This window comes from Pseudomonas sp. NPDC087814, assembly GCF_044742865.1.
GTDB lineage: Bacteria > Pseudomonadota > Gammaproteobacteria > Pseudomonadales > Pseudomonadaceae > Aquipseudomonas.
Map to the genome: position 1 here is coordinate 25825 of NZ_JBIUVK010000052.1, position 16881 is coordinate 42705.

Here is a 16881-nt window from a genome sequence, read left to right on the forward strand (position 1 = left end):
AATCAAGATACTTAACCCCACAAAAAAAGGAAGCCTCGGCTTCCTTTTTTCTTTACCCCTGTTTCCTAGAAATCGTAACGCACTCCCACATTAACCCCCCACGGCTGATCCACCTTCTTGCCTTGGGCATGTTCAATATCAGCGTGCAGCTTGACGTTCTTCGACACCGACATCGCCACGCCCGCTGCCACTTCGATACGCGAACCGAACACATCGTTGTTGAAGCGCTGGTCGTTCACCTTGACCTTGTTGCTGTGGTTGAACTCATGGGCCAACGCTGTACGCAGGTAGGGCTGCAGCACCCCGCCGCTCTCCAGCTGGATATTCTTGCCACCTGTCACGCCGAGCTTGCCCACCACGGAGGCGCTGCGATCACCCTTGGCCTGCAGGCCATTGTCCAGCTCGTAACTTTGCGCCTGGATAATCGCTGTGCTCAGTTGCGAGTACGGTTCTACAAAGTAACCATCGTCGAGCTTGATATGCCGGCCGACTTCCGCCGATGCGCTCACGGCATTCTGCGTGTAGTTGCCCTTGGCACGCTTGCCGTCGCTCATGGTCACATTGACCTCGTTGTGCAAGCGGTTGAGCTTGACCACGCCGTCGAAGTACAGCCCGCTCTCGTCGTCGATCCAGGTGGCATACCCCCCCAGGTAGTAGCTGTTGACCTTGCCGCTGCCGGAAGTGTTGGCGCTGATGTCGGACGTGCTGTGACCCGCCATGACACCGGCCATCCACTGGCCATCTCCGCCCGACAATGGCGCATCGGCCCCCAGGCTCAGGCCACGCTGGTTTTGCGTGTAGCCACCACCGTCCTTGTTCCCGGCTACCTCGTATTTGTTGCCGTAGCCACGCATCCAGAACCCGTTGCTCTGGCCGTCGCTGAAGCGCAGTTCACCCATGCGGGTACGCAGCAGGGACATCTCGCCGTACAGCACGGTGGGGGCCGTGTTGAACAACGCCATCACGGTTTTGGTGCTGTTGCTGGTGCCACGACGGTTAGGGTCGAGGTACCAGTCGGTGTCTTCCTTCTTCAGCCCGTAGGAATAGGCGCCCACATCCACGGTGTCGCCGTCCAGCGAGAAGTGCGCATCGCCACCTTCGGTGTGCACCACACGAATCGGCAAGGCACTCGCCAACTCGGAGCCGGTCGCCGCCAACAGCAGGCTGTGGTTGCCCGTGGCAACCCCGTTGACGTTGAGCAAGTCGGTCTGGCCGGTGCTGAAGTCGGTGTGCATCACATAGCTGCCGTCACCCGACAGGCTGTTGACGTCCAACTGGAAGAACTCATCGGCGCCGCCAAAGTGCACGGTGCCGCCGCCCATGATCAGGTCGCCGACTGAACTGTCATCCACCAGCATCCAGTGGGACGCTGAATTGACGCTCAACTCGGCGACGTTCTGCAGTTTGCCGGTGAGCCAGGAGCCATTGTTGAGCTGCAACCTGGCGGTGCTGCCGTCTTCGACCACCACGTCACCGACCAGGAAGCTGCGGTCGACGTTCATGTTGGCGGTGGCGCCGTTCATGACTTCCAGCAGCACACCGTTTGCGCCGGTCAGCGTGGAGCCATTGAGTACATGAATATCAGCAAGGGTGGATTCCCCGGGCCTGAACGAGCCGACCTGAATCGCCGAACCGGTCTTGCCCTCGACGCTCGAGCGGTCGAGGATCAGGCTGCTGGCCAAAGTCGGGTCGTTATCCACGCCCATCTTCACGCCAATGTCTCCACCAACGATGCTGGTATTGAACGCACGGGCCTGGCCATTGAACAGTTCGATACCCACGCCATCATCTGCGGTCGCCTCGACACGCGAATCGGTCAGGTCCAGCACACTGTGGGCACTGGCCGAGGCACCGCGGGTGCTGCCGGTGATGTGACTGTTGACGACCGTGACGCTGGAACCATTGGTGGCGCCCAGGGAACGGGCCGCTGCCAGCCCGGTTCCGTTGTTGTGGGTAACGTTGCTGTTGGTGATCACCACGTTGCTGCCCGTGACATGAACCCCGGCCCTTGCCGAATCCCGCGCAACGACGTCCGAACCATCGATGCGGATGTCGGAGTTGATTGCGGCAATGTCCCGGGTGCTGCTGCCGGCATTGACAATCAGGGTTGCGGAATTGGCAGTGATTTGCAGGGTGGGCACTCCCAGAACCGTCAGGCGGGAACCTGCACGCAATTCAAAAGTGTCAGGGCGCGGGCCAGGCCCCACCATTTCATCCGGGCCGGTCACGACACGCGCTTCGGACAGCTGCGCCATGAGCATCAGCAGTGTGACGGCCTTGGCCTTGAAGGCAAGGCTTAAGGGAGTTGGTTTGAAATCGAATGGAGCTGACATCTTTACGGACCTCTGGGTTGGCGTTCCTTTACGGAAAAAAACTGGCCGGTTCCGAAAAGCGTGTGGACCCTGCCAATCAAGCGGCGCCCAAGGTACCCAGAGCTGTTCCCAACATCTGTAGGACTAATCCCAAGGTGCTGTGCTGAAAGTGAATGCAGTTTGTAGTCGACCCAACGGCAAAAATGCCAAAGAGGAGCAAGGCTCCTCTTTGGCATTAGGGCTCAAACAAGTATCAAGGAAGCGGGACGGCAGTACCGTCGCAGAAAAAGCCATTCGTTCCACCTATCCGAACCCCGCGAACAAGAGGATGCGCTTCATCGGAAGGTAATGGTCCTTCAGGCAGGTTGATGGTGTACCAGATCCGCGCGGAGCCGGCCAGCCTTGCACCCGAGTGGGGCTGGATGGGTTTGTAGATGGTCTCATAGGGCCCAAGGAGCAACTCGAACCCAGAATTGATCATGGCTTGCGTGAGCGGTATGGAGTCCACACGACCCACTGCTGCCGGGACCGCTACCATTCCTGCATTGTCGCTGTAGCCCTGCCAGTGCAGCGTAACCACCATCCTCAGTTCAAAGTGCTCCGAAGGCGGGATAAACACCACAACGTTTCCGGGAGGATTTTCAGGCCTGAACGTAGTGCAGTTGATCGCCCCTGCGTCCGACAGATGTCGTACCACCGGCGGGGCAAGCTCTTTGAAGTTGGCATTCACCGTCACCGTGGTTTCAGGGGAAAACTGGCGGTTGGTGCTGGCCCCTTGGGCAATGGTGTAGAACACCGTCTTGCGGCCATTGCCATGACGCTCAATGAAGCTCCACGGGATTGAGAGCGGAATCACCTGGCCAGCCGAGGCGCCAGTCACCGGTTGGGTAGCAACGAGTTCGCCCGAATAGTAAAGGCGGATCGTAAAGTCGCTGGCATCCGGTGTGGGTGCCGTACTCCATAACGTTACCCGAGCAATTGCAGGCCGGTTGGCGTGGTCGCGCTCCAGTTCGTCGTCGGGGCCCTCGGTACCGGTTGCGTCCACCCCGTTCACGACTACGGGCAGCAGGTCATCGTTGATCGGGTCCGGGCCAATGGGAGTGGGGCCGACAACAAACAGGTCCAGGTTGACGGTGGTGGTCGGTGTCGCCGGGTTGTTGACAGACCGCCGCCGCACCACATAGGAAACCGTCAACGGCAATAGCCCTCGAGTGGCGCCATACAGGATTTCCAGCACCCTGTACGGAACGTAAACCTCCGCCGGGAAACGGCTGTTGCCCAGTGGCTGGGCCTCCAAGGGAACGGTGGTGATGCTTGTCCTCAATGTGACGAGGAATTCATCTCCATCGACGCCGCGCAGAAAGTTCGTATATTCAGGAATACGCACGATCATGCCGCCGTCCAGCGCAACGTCCGCCCGATCAATCAATACATCGCCGGGGGGTGAGGTTCGGTCAACCAGGGGGGCCAGCAGGTTCTCGGGCGCTGGAAACAGGCCCACGTCCATCTCGTAGGCAGTCGAAAGCCGCGCCCAATTCCCTGCCGCGTCGAACAACTCATACCGCAAATTGCGCAGGCCATCCGGATTGGCGTCAACCACGGATAATGGCAATGGGAAGCTCAGGTCCGCAGGCAGATTCCAGCGTGGCGAAGGATCGGGCGGGTTGGGTGCATAGGGCGTATCGGAGCCATTATAGTAAAGATACGCCCAATCGCCGTCTGCCCGACCATGCGCCACATAATCCGGGATCGTAAACACTGCAGACTCATTGGGCTTGCTTTCAAAGTAGTCGCGGTCGGCAGGTGTCGGCAGGTCGGCAGGCGGAATCGGCGCCGGCGGTGCATCGGGGGAAATGGCATACGGTGGTGTCAGGTCAACGATAACGGTCTGCGGATCTGATTCGGAATAGTTGTCAACGCCACGTACTTCAATTCCGTACTTGATTTGGTACCGCCCCGCGGGCCGCCGACCTTGAGCAATGTTCACCACTGTCTCAGGCCCTGGGGCAACAACGGTGAACCTATAAATGGGCGTGCCCCACTCGGTGTCATCGAAATTTTTCCACCAAACACTGACAAGATCGTCAAGAAACGGATGGGTATCGGCGTCAGGCCATAGTGGAATAGAGAAATTCAAATTCTCACGCAGGTTGTACTCCCGTGAAAGCAATCCAGGGTAGCCAGGCACCTCACCTTCAAGAATACCATCAGGCAAGGCGCCAGTCGTATTGGCACTTCGATTCTTTGCATAGTTACGGATAAAGTCGAGCGTGTCCTTTTTCATTACGTGTCTCCAGATATTAAGACGAATTACATCTCACCCACACTTCCCTACCATTGACGTAGCCGTTCGCGTCGCGAGACAAAGCGCTTGCACGCCTATCACACGCCGACTATTCCCTGCACAACAACAAATACACCCAGTTCTTTAATCTTTGACCAACGTTGCCTTTCCATCACTGGTGCAACTAATGACATCCCCGGGTTTACAAAACCCACCCGTTGGAAAGGTCAGGTCGACACGGATATGTCCGCTCCCCTTGACGTCTGGCCGGGAGTCACCCACCTTGCCCAGGTTGCGCCACACTTCGAAACTGGCGACAGCTGAACCGTATTCGCGCATAGGCTCCAAGGTCCGGTCGAACGGTTCCACCACAACTTTAATACCGTTATCAATATGGGGTTGCAGCACTTGGATGGTTTCTTCGTATTCAGTGCCAGCAATAGGATCAACCCAGTTATTACGCGCATAGCCTTGCCAGTGAAAACGCACCTCGTCGTTAAGTTGCAGGCCGATATTGCCCGGAATCAACCAATGCACGCCATATAAAGGCGAAGGCGAAGAACAACAGGTCACATACTCGCTAGTCAGGGTGTGCTGAACTTGCGGAGGAGTAAAATCAATCAGCGCCGTCACATCGACATTCACAAAAGTTGGCGGCGACTGTTGTTCGTTGACCCCATTACTGGTGAGGTAATGGACCGGCAGACGTGGATTGACCGTCCCCTCGATCAGATTCCAGGGAATATCGGTAAACCACACCAACTGCCCTCCTACCTCCCCCAACTGCACGGGATGGCTGGCCACCGGGCCAACACCGTTCCAGAACAGACTGAGCAATTGACCCGCAACCGGATCTGCAAACAAAGGAACATATGCCTGGGCAGCCAGCCCACGATCCAGATGATTGAGCTGATTGGGAGTCTTGGAGCCGCGCCCTATCACCGTGACGCTGGCCAGGGTCGGGTTAAGCAATGCGGGCGCATTGGGATGGTCCTGGCCGGCAATCGTCAGGTCGACATTGAACCGTTCCGATAAGGAACGAAATGGAGGCAGGGCTCCGCGAATGATTTCGTAGCGCACCACCGCCGCTTCGGGAACCAGTACAGGCGCAGGCCCCCTGAGGGTCAGCCATGGAATTTCCACATCACAAGGGAAGCTCAGTACCGGCTGCGGGACTGTCGGACGGGCATTCCAATAGGCGATTACCTGGTCCCCCGGCGCCCAATCGTCGTAGGCGGGGTCAATGCGCATGAACACGCCACGACGTGCATCATCGCGCTTGATCAGGCCGTCGTCGTATGCCGGTGGCCGAATTTGCGGACGCGGCAAGTTGCTCGGCAACGGCGTCAGTGCCAGCTGAAACAGCAGTCCGGCACTCTGGCTGCTGAAATTGCCTGCCTCGTCAAAAATGCGGTAGAAAATATAGGCGTCACCGTTGTTCAACCTGCGAAAAATATCGGGGTCCACGTAAGCAACCAGCGGGTCTGAGGCTAACGCGATCACGTACTCGGCGTCCGCCGCGCTTAGCGGCGGGTTATCCCGGTTGGACAGGTAGAATTCAATCCGGTCCCTGTCCGCGCGCACGGTGTAGAACGGAATATTGAACGCCACCGGCACGTTATCGAGCAGGTATTGCTCATCGACGTTCGGGGTCGGGGCAACTACAAAATCCACAGTATCCAGAGGGTTCAGTAACTCAGGCGAATCCAGATCGATGGTGAGTGTTCTCCTGGGATTCAACACACTGACGCCGCCAAAGGAGTCCTGAACCGTGTAGTAGAGTTGCGCGGTGCCGGAGCCCTCATCAGTCAATCGTGACAGGGGCACCTCCAGTGAGATCACCGCTGGCAAAGGGGGTGGCGGGCCAAACACCTGCCGCGAATCAACCACCTCATCGACACCCGCCCACACCCAGCGGAGGCGCACGATGTGCGGCTCATCCAGCAGCGGCTCGGGTCGCGGGTTCCACATCGGAATGTTGACCTGCAGCGGGCCCTGCAGGCGCGAGCGCGGGATCACGCCCCGGGGGTCACCACTGTCGACGCCGGGTATGTCCATCGGGTCCAGCAACACAGTGCCCCCGTCGTCCGCGCCCAAGGGGTTGATCAGGTAAGTGGATTCAGAGACGTCAGACATGGGTTTAATCCTCAACACGGTGGACAGTGGCCTGCCGGCAGGCGGCGTGTGTGTACCAAGTGGCGTTGAGAGAATTAAGCGCCCGATTCCTTCGTCCGGATACTGTCAGAATTAACAGGTAGCCCCCTCCATTCGTCGCTTTTTGCTCGGCCTTGCTGCCAGGGCGGTTACTGAGCAGCGCTTGACGAAATTTCCTACTTGGTGTTTCCTGAAACCGGTTTCAGCAATTGGTTTCGCCTTGGAACCCAGATAAATCCAATAAGAAAGGCCGCCGCCGTGACTACTTTTTCCGCCGCCCAACGCAGCCGCGTGACCATGCTGGACGTCGCCGAGCGCGCCGGTGTATCCAAGGCCAGCGTGTCGCGCTTTATCGGCGACGACCGTGCCCTGCTCTCCGATGCCATCGCCCTGCGCATCGAGCAGGCCATCGATGAGCTGGGCTATCGCCCCAACCAGATGGCCCGCGGCCTGAAACGCGGGCGCACCCGCCTGATCGGCATGCTGGTAGCCGATATCCGCAACCCCTATTCGATTGCCGTGATGCATGGCGTGGAAACCGCCTGCCGCCAGCACGGCTACAGCCTGGTGGTGTGCAACACCGACCGCGATGACGAGCAGGAGCGCCAGCACCTGGCGGCCCTGCGTGCCTACAATATCGAAGGGCTGATCGTGAATACCCTCGGCCATCACCTGGACCAATTGCTGGAACTGCAACGGGAAATGCCCCTGGTGCTGGTGGACCGCAAGGTCGAACCGCTGCACAGCGACCTGGTAGGGCTGGACAACCCGGTGGCGGTGCGCATGGCCGTGGAGCATCTGGAACAACAAGGCTATCGCGACCTGCTGTTGGTGACTGAAGCCACCGACGGCACCAGCTCGCGGCTTGAGCGCCTGGACAGTTTCAAGGCGGAGATGACCAACCGTCCGACGTTGACCGGCGCCGTACTCGAGTTGGACGGCGAACTGGAACAGCGTCTGCAAAAGTTTCTAGGCAAATCCGGCCCCAAGGCGTTGTTCTGCGCCAACGGAATCGCGGCACTGGCGTGTACCCGTGCGTTGAAAAATCTAGGCTGCGACCTGTTTGATGACGTGGGCCTGATCGCCCTGGATGACCTCGACTGGTACCCGCTGGTGGGCAACGGCATCACCGCCCTCGCCCAGCCCACCGAGGCCATCGGCGCCAGTGCGTTTGACTGTTTACTCAAGCGTTTGCGCGGCGATAGCCAGCCCCCACGCACCCTGGATTTCTTGCCACAACTGATTATCCGGGGCTCGACCCAATCCCTTGTGGGAGCTGGCTTGCCTGCGATAACGGTTTCTCCGGCGAAGCAGTAGGCGGCTGACCGCCGCCATCGCAGGCAAGCCAGCTCCCACACGTTTATTTTGCGAATAAAAATGAAACCGGTTTCAGAGGTACACAACAATGCATAAATACCCCGTCTCCATCAGCCTTTCCAGTTACGGCGCCGACCTGGTACGCCAGCAAGGCCAGTTGAGTTTCGTCGAGGTGCTGGCTGCCGCCGGCGCGCAACGCATCGAATGGCGCGAAGAGCTGCTGACCACCGAACAACCCCATGAGCTGGCGCAAGCTGCAGCCGATCAAGGCCTGGAGTGCGTGTTCTCATCGCCCCTGGAACTCTGGGTGGCCGGTCGCTCGCAGCCCAATGCCGAACTGGCCGCCACCCTCGACCGCGCCCAGGCATTCGGCGCCCGCTGGCTGAAAGTCTCCCTGGGCTATTTCACCGACACCAACGACCTCGACAGTTTGAGCGCCCTGCTCAACCGGCATCCGGTCAAGCTGCTGGTGGAAAACGACCAGACCCTGCACGGCGGGCGCATCGAGCCGATGCAGCGCTTTTTCAACGAAGTCGAGCGGTTGGCGGTGCCGGTGAAAATGACCTTCGATATCGGCAACTGGCAATGGCAAGACCAATCGGCGACCACCGCTGCACGCCTGCTGGGCCGCCACGTGGATTACCTGCACTGCAAGGCCGTGGCCCGCCGCGCCGACGGCAAGCTGGTGGCCCTGCCGCCGGGCGCCGCCGACCTGCATCTGTGGGAACAACTGCTCAAGCACATGACTCAAGGTATTACCCGGGCCGTGGAATTTCCGCTGCAAGGCAATGACCTGGTGCAGGTCACCGCCCAGCAGGTCGCCGCCCTCGCCGTCCTCGGCCAGCCCCGCGTGGAGAACGCACATGTCTGAGATCGATATCCTGTCGTTTGGTGAAACCATGGCGATGTTTGTCGCCGAACAGACCGGCGACCTGGCCCAGGTTGCCCAATTTCACAAGCGTATTGCCGGCGCCGACAGCAACGTCGCCATCGGCCTGTCACGCCTGGGCTTCAACGTCGCATGGCTGAGCCGCGTGGGTGACGATTCCCTCGGGCGCTTCGTGGTGGACACCTTGCAGAACGAAGGCCTGGACTGCACCCATGTGGCGGTGGACCCGCTGCACCCCACGGGCTTTCAACTCAAGTCCCGCGAGGAAGCCGGCGATGATCCGCAGGTGGAGTACTTCCGCCGTGGCTCGGCCGCCAGCCATCTGTCGGTCGAGGCGATCAAGCCTGAGCTGTTGCAAGCCCGGCACCTGCACGCCACCGGCATTCCGCCGGCGCTGTCGGACGCCACCCGCGACCTGTCGCGCCAGTTGATGACACAAATGCGCGAGGCCGGGCGCAGCGTGTCCTTCGACCCGAACTTGCGCCCTTCCCTGTGGGCGAACGAGCAACGCATGATCAGCGAAATCAACGCCCTCGCCTGCCTGGCGGACTGGGTGTTGCCGGGCTTGAGCGAAGGCCGCTTGCTTACCGGTTTTGAAGACCCGGCCGACATCGCCGCGTTTTACCTGGACCAGGGCGTGGAAGCCGTGGCCATCAAGCTCGGGCCCCACGGCGCGTATTACCGCACCCAGCTGGACCAGGGGTTTGTCGCCGCCGTGCCAGTGGCCAAGGTGGTCGACACGGTCGGCGCCGGCGATGGATTTGCCGTGGGCATGATCAGCGCGCTCCTGGAAAACCTGAGCTTCAGCGAAGCCGTGCAGCGCGGCAACTGGATCGGCAGCCGCGCGGTGCAGAGCCGTGGCGACATGGAAGGCTTGCCGTTCAGGACCGATCTGCCCCACACCCAGAAAGCCGGTTAATCAGCATCACCGAGTTACCTGTTGCCACAACTACAACAAGCTCAGGAGCAACCTTATGGAACCGTTGAAACTCGCCACCCGCCGTTGGTGGTACATCATGCCCATCGTGTTTATCACCTACAGCCTGGCGTACCTGGACCGCGCCAACTACGGCTTTGCCGCCGCCTCCGGGATGGCCGAAGACCTGATGATCACCCCGGGCATGTCGTCATTGCTCGGCGCGCTGTTCTTCCTCGGCTACTTTTTCTTCCAGGTGCCCGGTGCGATCTACGCGCAGAAACGCAGCGTGAAGAAGCTGATTTTCGTCAGCCTGATCCTGTGGGGCGGCCTGGCCACCCTGACCGGCATGGTGTCCAACGCCTACATGCTGATCGTGATCCGCTTCATGCTCGGGGTGGTCGAAGCCGCCGTGATGCCGGCGATGCTGGTGTACCTGTGCCACTGGTTCACCCGCGCGGAACGCTCGCGGGCCAACACCTTCCTGATCCTCGGCAACCCGGTGACCATGATGTGGATGTCGGTGGTCTCGGGCTACCTGGTGCAGCATTTCAGCTGGCGCTGGATGTTTATCATCGAAGGTTTGCCGGCGGTGCTGTGGGCGTTTATCTGGTGGAAGCTGGCGGATGAAAAACCCGCAGACGCCAAATGGCTGAGCGCCCAGCATAAAAAAGACCTGGAAACAGCCCTCGCCGAAGAACAAGTGGGCATCAAGGCGGTAAAGAACTACGCCGAGGCCTTTCGCTCACCCAAGGTGATCATCCTGGCGCTGCAGTTTTTCTGCTGGAGCATTGGCGTGTATGGCTTCGTGCTGTGGCTGCCGTCGATCCTCAAGGCCGGCCTGAAAATGGACATGGTCGAGGCCGGCTGGCTGTCGGCGCTGCCGTACCTGGCGGCGGTGATCGGCATGCTGGCGGTGTCCTGGGGCTCGGACAAACTGCAAAAACGTAAACGTTTTGTGTGGCCACCGTTGCTGATCGCCTCCATCGCGTTTTATGCGTCCTACGTGCTCGGCGCCGAACACTTCTGGTGGTCGTACACCCTGCTGGTGATCGCCGGGGCCTGTATGTATGCGCCTTACGGGCCGTTTTTCGCAATCGTCCCCGAGATCCTTCCGGCCAACGTCGCCGGCGGCGCCATGGCGCTGATCAACAGCATGGGCGCCCTCGGTTCGTTCGGCGGTTCGTACCTGGTGGGCTACCTCAACAGCAGCACCGGATCGCCCGGCGCCTCGTACTTGCTGATGAGCGGTGCGCTGCTGGTGTCGGTGGTGTTGACGATCTTTCTCAAGCCCGGCGCCAGTGACCGCGAACGCGCCCCGCTGCAATCCCTTGAATTGAAGGTAAAGACCTGATGAAAAAGTCTGTCGTGCTCTACAAGAAACTCTCTGCACCGCTGATGGCCCGCCTGCATGAACAGGCCGAGGTCACGCTTATTGAATCGCTGGATGAAAGCGGCCTGGCCAAACTGCGTGAAGCCTTGCCGACGGCCCAGGGGTTGCTGGGTGCCAGCCTGCGCCTGGATGCCAAACTGCTGGATCTGGCGCCAAACCTTGAGGCGGTGGCCAGCGTGTCGGTTGGTGTCGACAACTACGATATCGACTACCTGACCGAGCGCGGCATCCTGCTCAGCAATACCCCCGACGTACTGACCGAAACCACCGCCGATACCGGCTTCGCCCTGATCCTGGCGACCGCCCGGCGAGTGGTGGAGCTGGCCAATATGGTGCGTGCCGGCAACTGGAACCAGAACATCGGCCCGCTGCATTTCGGCAGCGACGTGCATGGCAAGACCCTGGGCATTATCGGCATGGGCCGGATTGGTGAAGCATTGGCCCAGCGTGGGCACTTCGGGTTCGGCATGCCGGTGATCTACCACAGCCACTCGCCAAAACCTGCGGTGGAGGCGCGGTTTGACGCGCAATACCGCAGCCTGCCGGACCTGCTCCGGGAAGCCGACTTTGTGTGCCTGACCTTGCCGCTGACGGCTGAAACCGAAGGGTTGATGGGTGCCGAAGAGTTCGCGCTGATGGGCCCGGAGACGATCTTTATCAACATCTCCCGGGGCAAGGTGGTGGACGAGCCGGCGCTGATCGAGGCGTTGCAACAACGCACGATACGCGCGGCGGGACTGGATGTGTTTGTGCGCGAGCCGCTGCAGCATGACTCGCCGTTGTTGCGTTTGAACAATGTGGTGGCGACGCCGCATATCGGTTCAGCGACTCATGAAACGCGGGAGGCGATGGCCAAGTGCGCGGTGGACAATCTGCTGGCGGCGCTGGCGGGTGAGAAGCCGAAGAACCTGGTGAACCCAGCCGCCTGGAAACACTGATTCCTGAAGCACCACAGAAGCCAATGTGGGAGCGGGCTTGCTCGCGAAGGCGGTGTGTCAGCCACCGAATGCATCAACTGACACACCGCTTTCGCGAGCAAGCCCGCTCCCACATTTTTGATCGTATTTCAGGTCAGATGACGAAGCGCGCCACCATCCCGTTCAAATCCACTGCCAGTCGCGACAGCTCATGGCTGGCCGCGCTGGTCTGATTGGCACCCGCCGCCGACTGCGTCGCCAGGTCGCGGATGTTCACCAGGTTGCGATCCACTTCGCGGGACACCTGAGCCTGTTCTTCCGAGGCACTGGCGATCACCAGGTTGCGCTCGTTGATCAGGCTGATGGACTGGGTGATCTGCTCCAGGGCCACACCGGCAGCCCGCGCCATTTCCAGGGTGCTTTGGGTGCGCTGGTTGCTCTGCTGCATGGACTGCACCGCTTCACCCGTACCGCTCTGGATGCCGGCGACCATTTTCTCGATTTCCTGGGTCGACTGCGCCGTGCGATGGGCCAGGGCCCGCACTTCGTCCGCCACCACCGCAAAACCACGCCCGGCTTCACCGGCACGCGCCGCTTCAATCGCCGCGTTGAGGGCCAGCAGGTTGGTCTGCTCGGCAATCGCGCGAATCACATCCAGTACCTTGCCAATGTCACGGCCCTGGGTGGCCAGGCCTTCGATCAGCACCGAGGTGTTTTGCACGTCCTGGGTCATGGTCTGGATCGCGCCGACGGTTTCCACCACTCGGTCGCGCCCTTCCCGCGCAGCCTGATTGGACTGGCTGGACGCCTCGGAGGTGGACACCGCGTTGCGCGCCACTTCTTCCACGGCGGCCGTCATTTCGTTGACCGCGGTGGCGGCCTGGTCGATTTCGTTGTTTTGCTGTTGCAGGCCTTTGGAGGCTTCTTCGGTGACGGCGCTGAGCTCTTCAGCGGCGGAGGCCAACTGCGTGGCTGAGCCGGCGATGTGCTGGATGGTCTGGCGCAGGTTGTTCTGCATCGCGGCCAAGGCGCCGATCAGGCGGGCCGGTTCGTCCTTGCCGTCGACTTCGATGGGCTTGCTCAGGTTGCCGCCGGCGATGGTTTCAGCAACCTCCAGCGCTTTGCGCAAGGGCGTCACGATACTGCGCGTCAGCAGCCAGGCCAGCAGTACGGTCATCAACGCAGCAATCACGGAGACTGCGATGATGCCAGTGATTGCATCCTGATAACTTTGCCCGGCCTCGGTGTCGGCCTGCTTCGCGTCAGCAGCGTTGATGGCGATCAGTTTATTCAACTGCTCGCCCATCTGGTCGGTGCCGTCCTTGATGCGGCTGTTGATCAGGGCGCGCATCTCTTCGACCTTGTTCTGCTGTGAAAAGGCAACCATCTCGGCCTGGGCCTTCAGATAATTGTCGAGCGTGAGGGAGAACGTTTTGTAAAGCGCCGCCTCTTCGTTCCCGGCTGGCATGCCTGCATAAGCGGCCTGTGCCGTCTTGACCTTGTCCACCAGCACACCCATGCGGGTTTGAGCCTCATCCAGAGCCGCCGGCTCACGGTTTACCAGCACACGAAAAGAGAGAATCCGCAGGCGCAGGACGTTTTCGGTCATGGTCGCCAGATACCCGACGCTGGGCAGTTGGTTGGAGCCCATGTCGACCGATGCCTGACGAATCAGGGTCATGCGGTTCGCCGCAAACACCCCAAGAATAACGACAAGCAACGCGATGAAGGCGAAACCGAGAAAAGCTCGAGGTGCGATATTCAGGTTACGAAGGGACATAGGGGGCGCTCTTAGAAGTAGTGGCTGCGAGCATCCCTGCCGCGACACGGTCAGTGGGCGTCAACGCGCCGCTCTGACCGGCTGGCGCCACTGTTGTAATAGGTATGTGGGCCTATAAACGGTATCGGCCGGCTTGAGGATTTAATGGGGGATGTTTCGAAATATTTTTTCACACTTCTGACAACTGGCACTTTCTGGCATCCTGCGCCTCCTTTTTCCTACCCGGGCCCGTATTTTGTCTGACACTCAAACCCCTCGCCCCCGTTATAAATCCGACCTGATCTACGGCCTCGACGACCGTCCGCACTTCAGCGCGGCGATATTTGCCGCCCTGCAGCACGTGCTGGCCAGCTTTGTCGGGATCATCACCCCGACGCTGATCGTCGGCGGCGTGCTGGGCCTGGAAAGCGAAGTGCCGTACCTGGTCAGCATGGCGTTGTTTGTGTCCGGGCTCGGCACCTTTGTGCAGGCCCGCAAGTTCGGCCCGGTGGGTTCGGGCCTGCTGTGCCTGCAAGGCACCAGTTTTTCGTTTATCAGCGTGATCCTCAGTGCCGGCTTCATGGTCAAGGCCCGGGGCGGCGGCACCGATGAGATCCTGTCGACGATCTTCGGCATCTGCTTTTTCGCGGCGTTTATCGAAGTGGTGCTCAGCCAGTTCATCGGCAAGCTGCGCAAGCTGATCACCCCGGTGGTCACCGGCACCATCATTACCTTGATGGGGTTGTCGCTGATCAAGGTAGCCGTCACCGACATGGCCGGCGGTTATGGCGCCAGCGACCTGGGCGCCGCCGGCAACATGGGCCTGGCGGCCCTGGTGCTGCTGACCATCGTGGTGCTCAACCGCTTCAACAACGCGTTCCTGCGCCTGGGTTCGATCGTGATCGGCCTGACCCTGGGTTTTGTGGTGGCCTGGTGGATGGGCCGCGTCGACCTGGGCGCCCTGCCCCAGTTGCCACTGATCAGCGTACCGGTGCCGTTCAAGTACGGTTTTTCGTTCGACTGGGTGGCGTTTATCCCGGTGGCGGTGATCTTCCTGATTTCGCCACTGGAAGCCGCCGGTGACCTGACCGCCAACTCGATGATCTCGCAACAGCCGGTCAAGGGCCCGCTGTACATCAAGCGCATCAAGTCCGGCCTGCTGGCCGACGGCCTCAACTCGGTGATGGCGGCCACCTTCAACAGCTTGCCGATGGTGACCTTCGCCCAGAACAACGGGGTGATCCAGTTGACCGGCGTGGCCAGCCGTTATGTGGCGTACTTCATTGCCGGGCTGCTGGTGCTGCTGGGGCTGTTCCCGATGATCGGCGCGGTGTTGCAACTGATGCCCAAGCCGGTACTCGGTGGCGCCACGCTGATCATGTTCGGCACCGTGGCCGTGGCCGGGATCAAGATCCTCGCCGAAGCCGGGCTGCACCGGCGCAATGTGCTGATCGTGGCGATCTCCCTGGGCATGGGCCTGGGTGTGGCAGCAGTGCCGGAAGTACTGCGCGAGCTGCCCAAGGCGCTGCACAACATCTTCGAGTCGCCAATCACCGTGGGGGCGTTCTGCGCTATCGTGCTGAACATCTTCCTGCCTGAGGAGTTCATAGAGTTGGAAGAAGATGAATTTGATCCGGAAGCCTCCACCCTCAAAGTGATGCAGGACCCGGACGTCACGAAATAGGAGAACCCGTTTTATGCGCAAGCTCATGGTTTTGTCACTGCTGCTACTCACCCTGAGCGCGTGCGCGCTGTTCCCCAACCGCGACCCGGTGAACATCAACGTGGTGGGCATCGAGCCGCTGCAGAGCCAGGACCTGGAAGTGCGGTTCGCGGTGAAACTGCGCATACAGAACCCCAATGAAACCGCCATCGACTACAGCGGCGTGGCCCTGGACCTGGAGGTCAATGGCCGGCCGCTGGCGTCCGGGGTGAGTGACCAGGGTGGCTCGATCCCACGCTTTTCGGAGACGGTGCTGACGGTGCCGGTGAGCGTTTCGGCGTTTTCCGTGTTGCGCCAGACCCTTGGCTTGAGCCAGACCCAGAGTTTGAATAACCTGCCGTACGTGTTGCGCGGGAAACTCGCAGGTGGCCTGTTTGGCACCATGCGTTTTGTGGATCGCGGGACCCTGGACTTTCCCAACACTGCCACTTGGTAACGACATGGATGCGCAACCTACGCTGTATACCGAACGGCTGATCCTGCGGCCGTTGACGCTGGAGGATGCCGAGGGTGTCCAGCAGCAATTTCCGCATTGGGAAGTGGTGCGTTACCTGAATGCCCTGGTGCCCTGGCCGTACCCGGCGGATGGTGCGCGCAGCTATCTGGAGCAGGTTGCATTGCCGGCGATGGCCCGGGGTGAGGAGTGGCATTGGTCGATCCGCCTGAAAAGCGCGCCTGGGGTGTTGATTGGTAATGTCAGCCTGATGGATGAGGTGGACAACAACCGCGGCTTTTGGCTGGCGCCGCAGTGGCAGGGCCAGGGGTTGATGGCCGAGGCCAGTGCGGCGGTGACTGAGTATTGGTTTGAGGTGCTGGAGCGGCCCGTGATGCGCGTGCCCAAGGCGGCGCCGAACGTGGCGTCTCGCAGGATTTCCGAGCGGACGGGGATGCGGTTGGTCAGGACCGATGAGGGGCAGTTTGTCGCTGGGAGTTTGCCCAAGGATATCTGGGAGATTACCCGGGAGGAATGGCTGGGGAGTCGGCGGGGCTGAGGTGGGTTTTGGGTGTATATCCGTTATTTGGGTAACGGCTGATATGGGTTCCGCTCTTACAGCGGCTCACTTTTGAAGAGCGCAAAAGTAAGCAAAACGCTCTTGCCCCACCACTCGGCACCTCGCTAATGCTCGGTGTGCCCTCACTCCGGCTTTGGACCGTGGGCCGCCGTCATGGGCCATCCCTGGCCCAGGACGGCTAACCCGGCGTCCTGCCGGGTTACC

At 60.5% G+C, this 16881-nt stretch carries 12 protein-coding genes; 8 read left to right on the top strand and 4 right to left on the bottom strand.

Features of this window, described 5'->3' with window-relative positions:
* Window positions 1-65 precede the first annotated feature (65 nt).
* The 3 genes from ACIOMR_RS26265 to ACIOMR_RS26275 form a co-directional block, all read right to left on the bottom strand.
* Window positions 66-2333, bottom strand: a complete 2268-nt coding sequence (locus ACIOMR_RS26265; protein WP_401197205.1) for an autotransporter outer membrane beta-barrel domain-containing protein — start codon at window positions 2331-2333, stop codon at window positions 66-68.
* Between the two features lie 232 nt (window positions 2334-2565).
* The gene (locus tag ACIOMR_RS26270) at window positions 2566-4596 is read right to left on the bottom strand and encodes a hypothetical protein (RefSeq protein WP_214498693.1); all 2031 of its coding nucleotides are present in this window, start codon (window positions 4594-4596) and stop codon (window positions 2566-2568) included.
* Between the two features lie 144 nt (window positions 4597-4740).
* Window positions 4741-6732, bottom strand: coding sequence for a hypothetical protein (locus tag ACIOMR_RS26275; protein WP_401197208.1), 1992 nt, complete (start codon window positions 6730-6732; stop codon window positions 4741-4743).
* 276 nt (window positions 6733-7008) lie between these two features.
* Here ACIOMR_RS26275 and ACIOMR_RS26280 point away from each other — a divergent pair, with 276 nt between their 5' ends.
* From ACIOMR_RS26280 to ACIOMR_RS26300, 5 genes are all read left to right on the top strand, one after another.
* Window positions 7009-8067, top strand: a complete 1059-nt coding sequence (locus ACIOMR_RS26280; protein WP_003214073.1) for a LacI family DNA-binding transcriptional regulator — start codon at window positions 7009-7011, stop codon at window positions 8065-8067.
* An 88-nt stretch (window positions 8068-8155) separates the two neighbouring features.
* On the top strand, window positions 8156-8938 hold the full coding sequence (locus ACIOMR_RS26285) for a sugar phosphate isomerase/epimerase (RefSeq protein ID WP_177023334.1): 783 nt from the start codon (window positions 8156-8158) through the stop codon (window positions 8936-8938).
* Window positions 8931-9875: a sugar kinase gene (locus tag ACIOMR_RS26290; RefSeq protein ID WP_177023335.1), complete on the top strand. Its 945-nt coding sequence runs from the start codon at window positions 8931-8933 to the stop codon at window positions 9873-9875. Before ACIOMR_RS26285 ends, ACIOMR_RS26290 begins: the two co-directional genes overlap by 8 nt.
* A gap of 55 nt (window positions 9876-9930) precedes the next feature.
* Window positions 9931-11226, top strand: a complete 1296-nt coding sequence (locus ACIOMR_RS26295) for an MFS transporter (RefSeq protein WP_003214078.1) — start codon at window positions 9931-9933, stop codon at window positions 11224-11226.
* The gene (locus tag ACIOMR_RS26300; RefSeq protein ID WP_401197213.1) at window positions 11226-12203 is read left to right on the top strand and encodes a 2-hydroxyacid dehydrogenase; all 978 of its coding nucleotides are present in this window, start codon (window positions 11226-11228) and stop codon (window positions 12201-12203) included. Before ACIOMR_RS26295 ends, ACIOMR_RS26300 begins: the two co-directional genes overlap by 1 nt.
* A gap of 133 nt (window positions 12204-12336) precedes the next feature.
* On the opposite strand, the gene ACIOMR_RS26305 is transcribed toward ACIOMR_RS26300, so the two are convergent.
* Window positions 12337-13962 (bottom strand): methyl-accepting chemotaxis protein, encoded by a 1626-nt coding sequence (locus ACIOMR_RS26305; RefSeq protein ID WP_177009635.1) that lies wholly within the window; start codon window positions 13960-13962, stop codon window positions 12337-12339.
* A 235-nt stretch (window positions 13963-14197) separates the two neighbouring features.
* Between ACIOMR_RS26305 and ACIOMR_RS26310 the strand changes: the two genes are divergently transcribed.
* From ACIOMR_RS26310 to ACIOMR_RS26320, 3 genes are read left to right on the top strand one after another with little or no spacing between them, the layout of a single operon-like run.
* Window positions 14198-15625, top strand: coding sequence for a nucleobase:cation symporter-2 family protein (locus tag ACIOMR_RS26310; RefSeq protein WP_003214084.1), 1428 nt, complete (start codon window positions 14198-14200; stop codon window positions 15623-15625).
* A 13-nt stretch (window positions 15626-15638) separates the two neighbouring features.
* Window positions 15639-16100 (top strand): LEA type 2 family protein, encoded by a 462-nt coding sequence (locus ACIOMR_RS26315; protein ID WP_003214086.1) that lies wholly within the window; start codon window positions 15639-15641, stop codon window positions 16098-16100.
* Between the two features lie 4 nt (window positions 16101-16104).
* Window positions 16105-16656 carry a GNAT family N-acetyltransferase gene (locus tag ACIOMR_RS26320; protein ID WP_087694381.1) on the top strand — a complete coding sequence of 184 codons (552 nt, stop codon included), beginning with the start codon at window positions 16105-16107 and terminating at the stop codon, window positions 16654-16656.
* Window positions 16657-16881 lie beyond the last annotated feature (225 nt).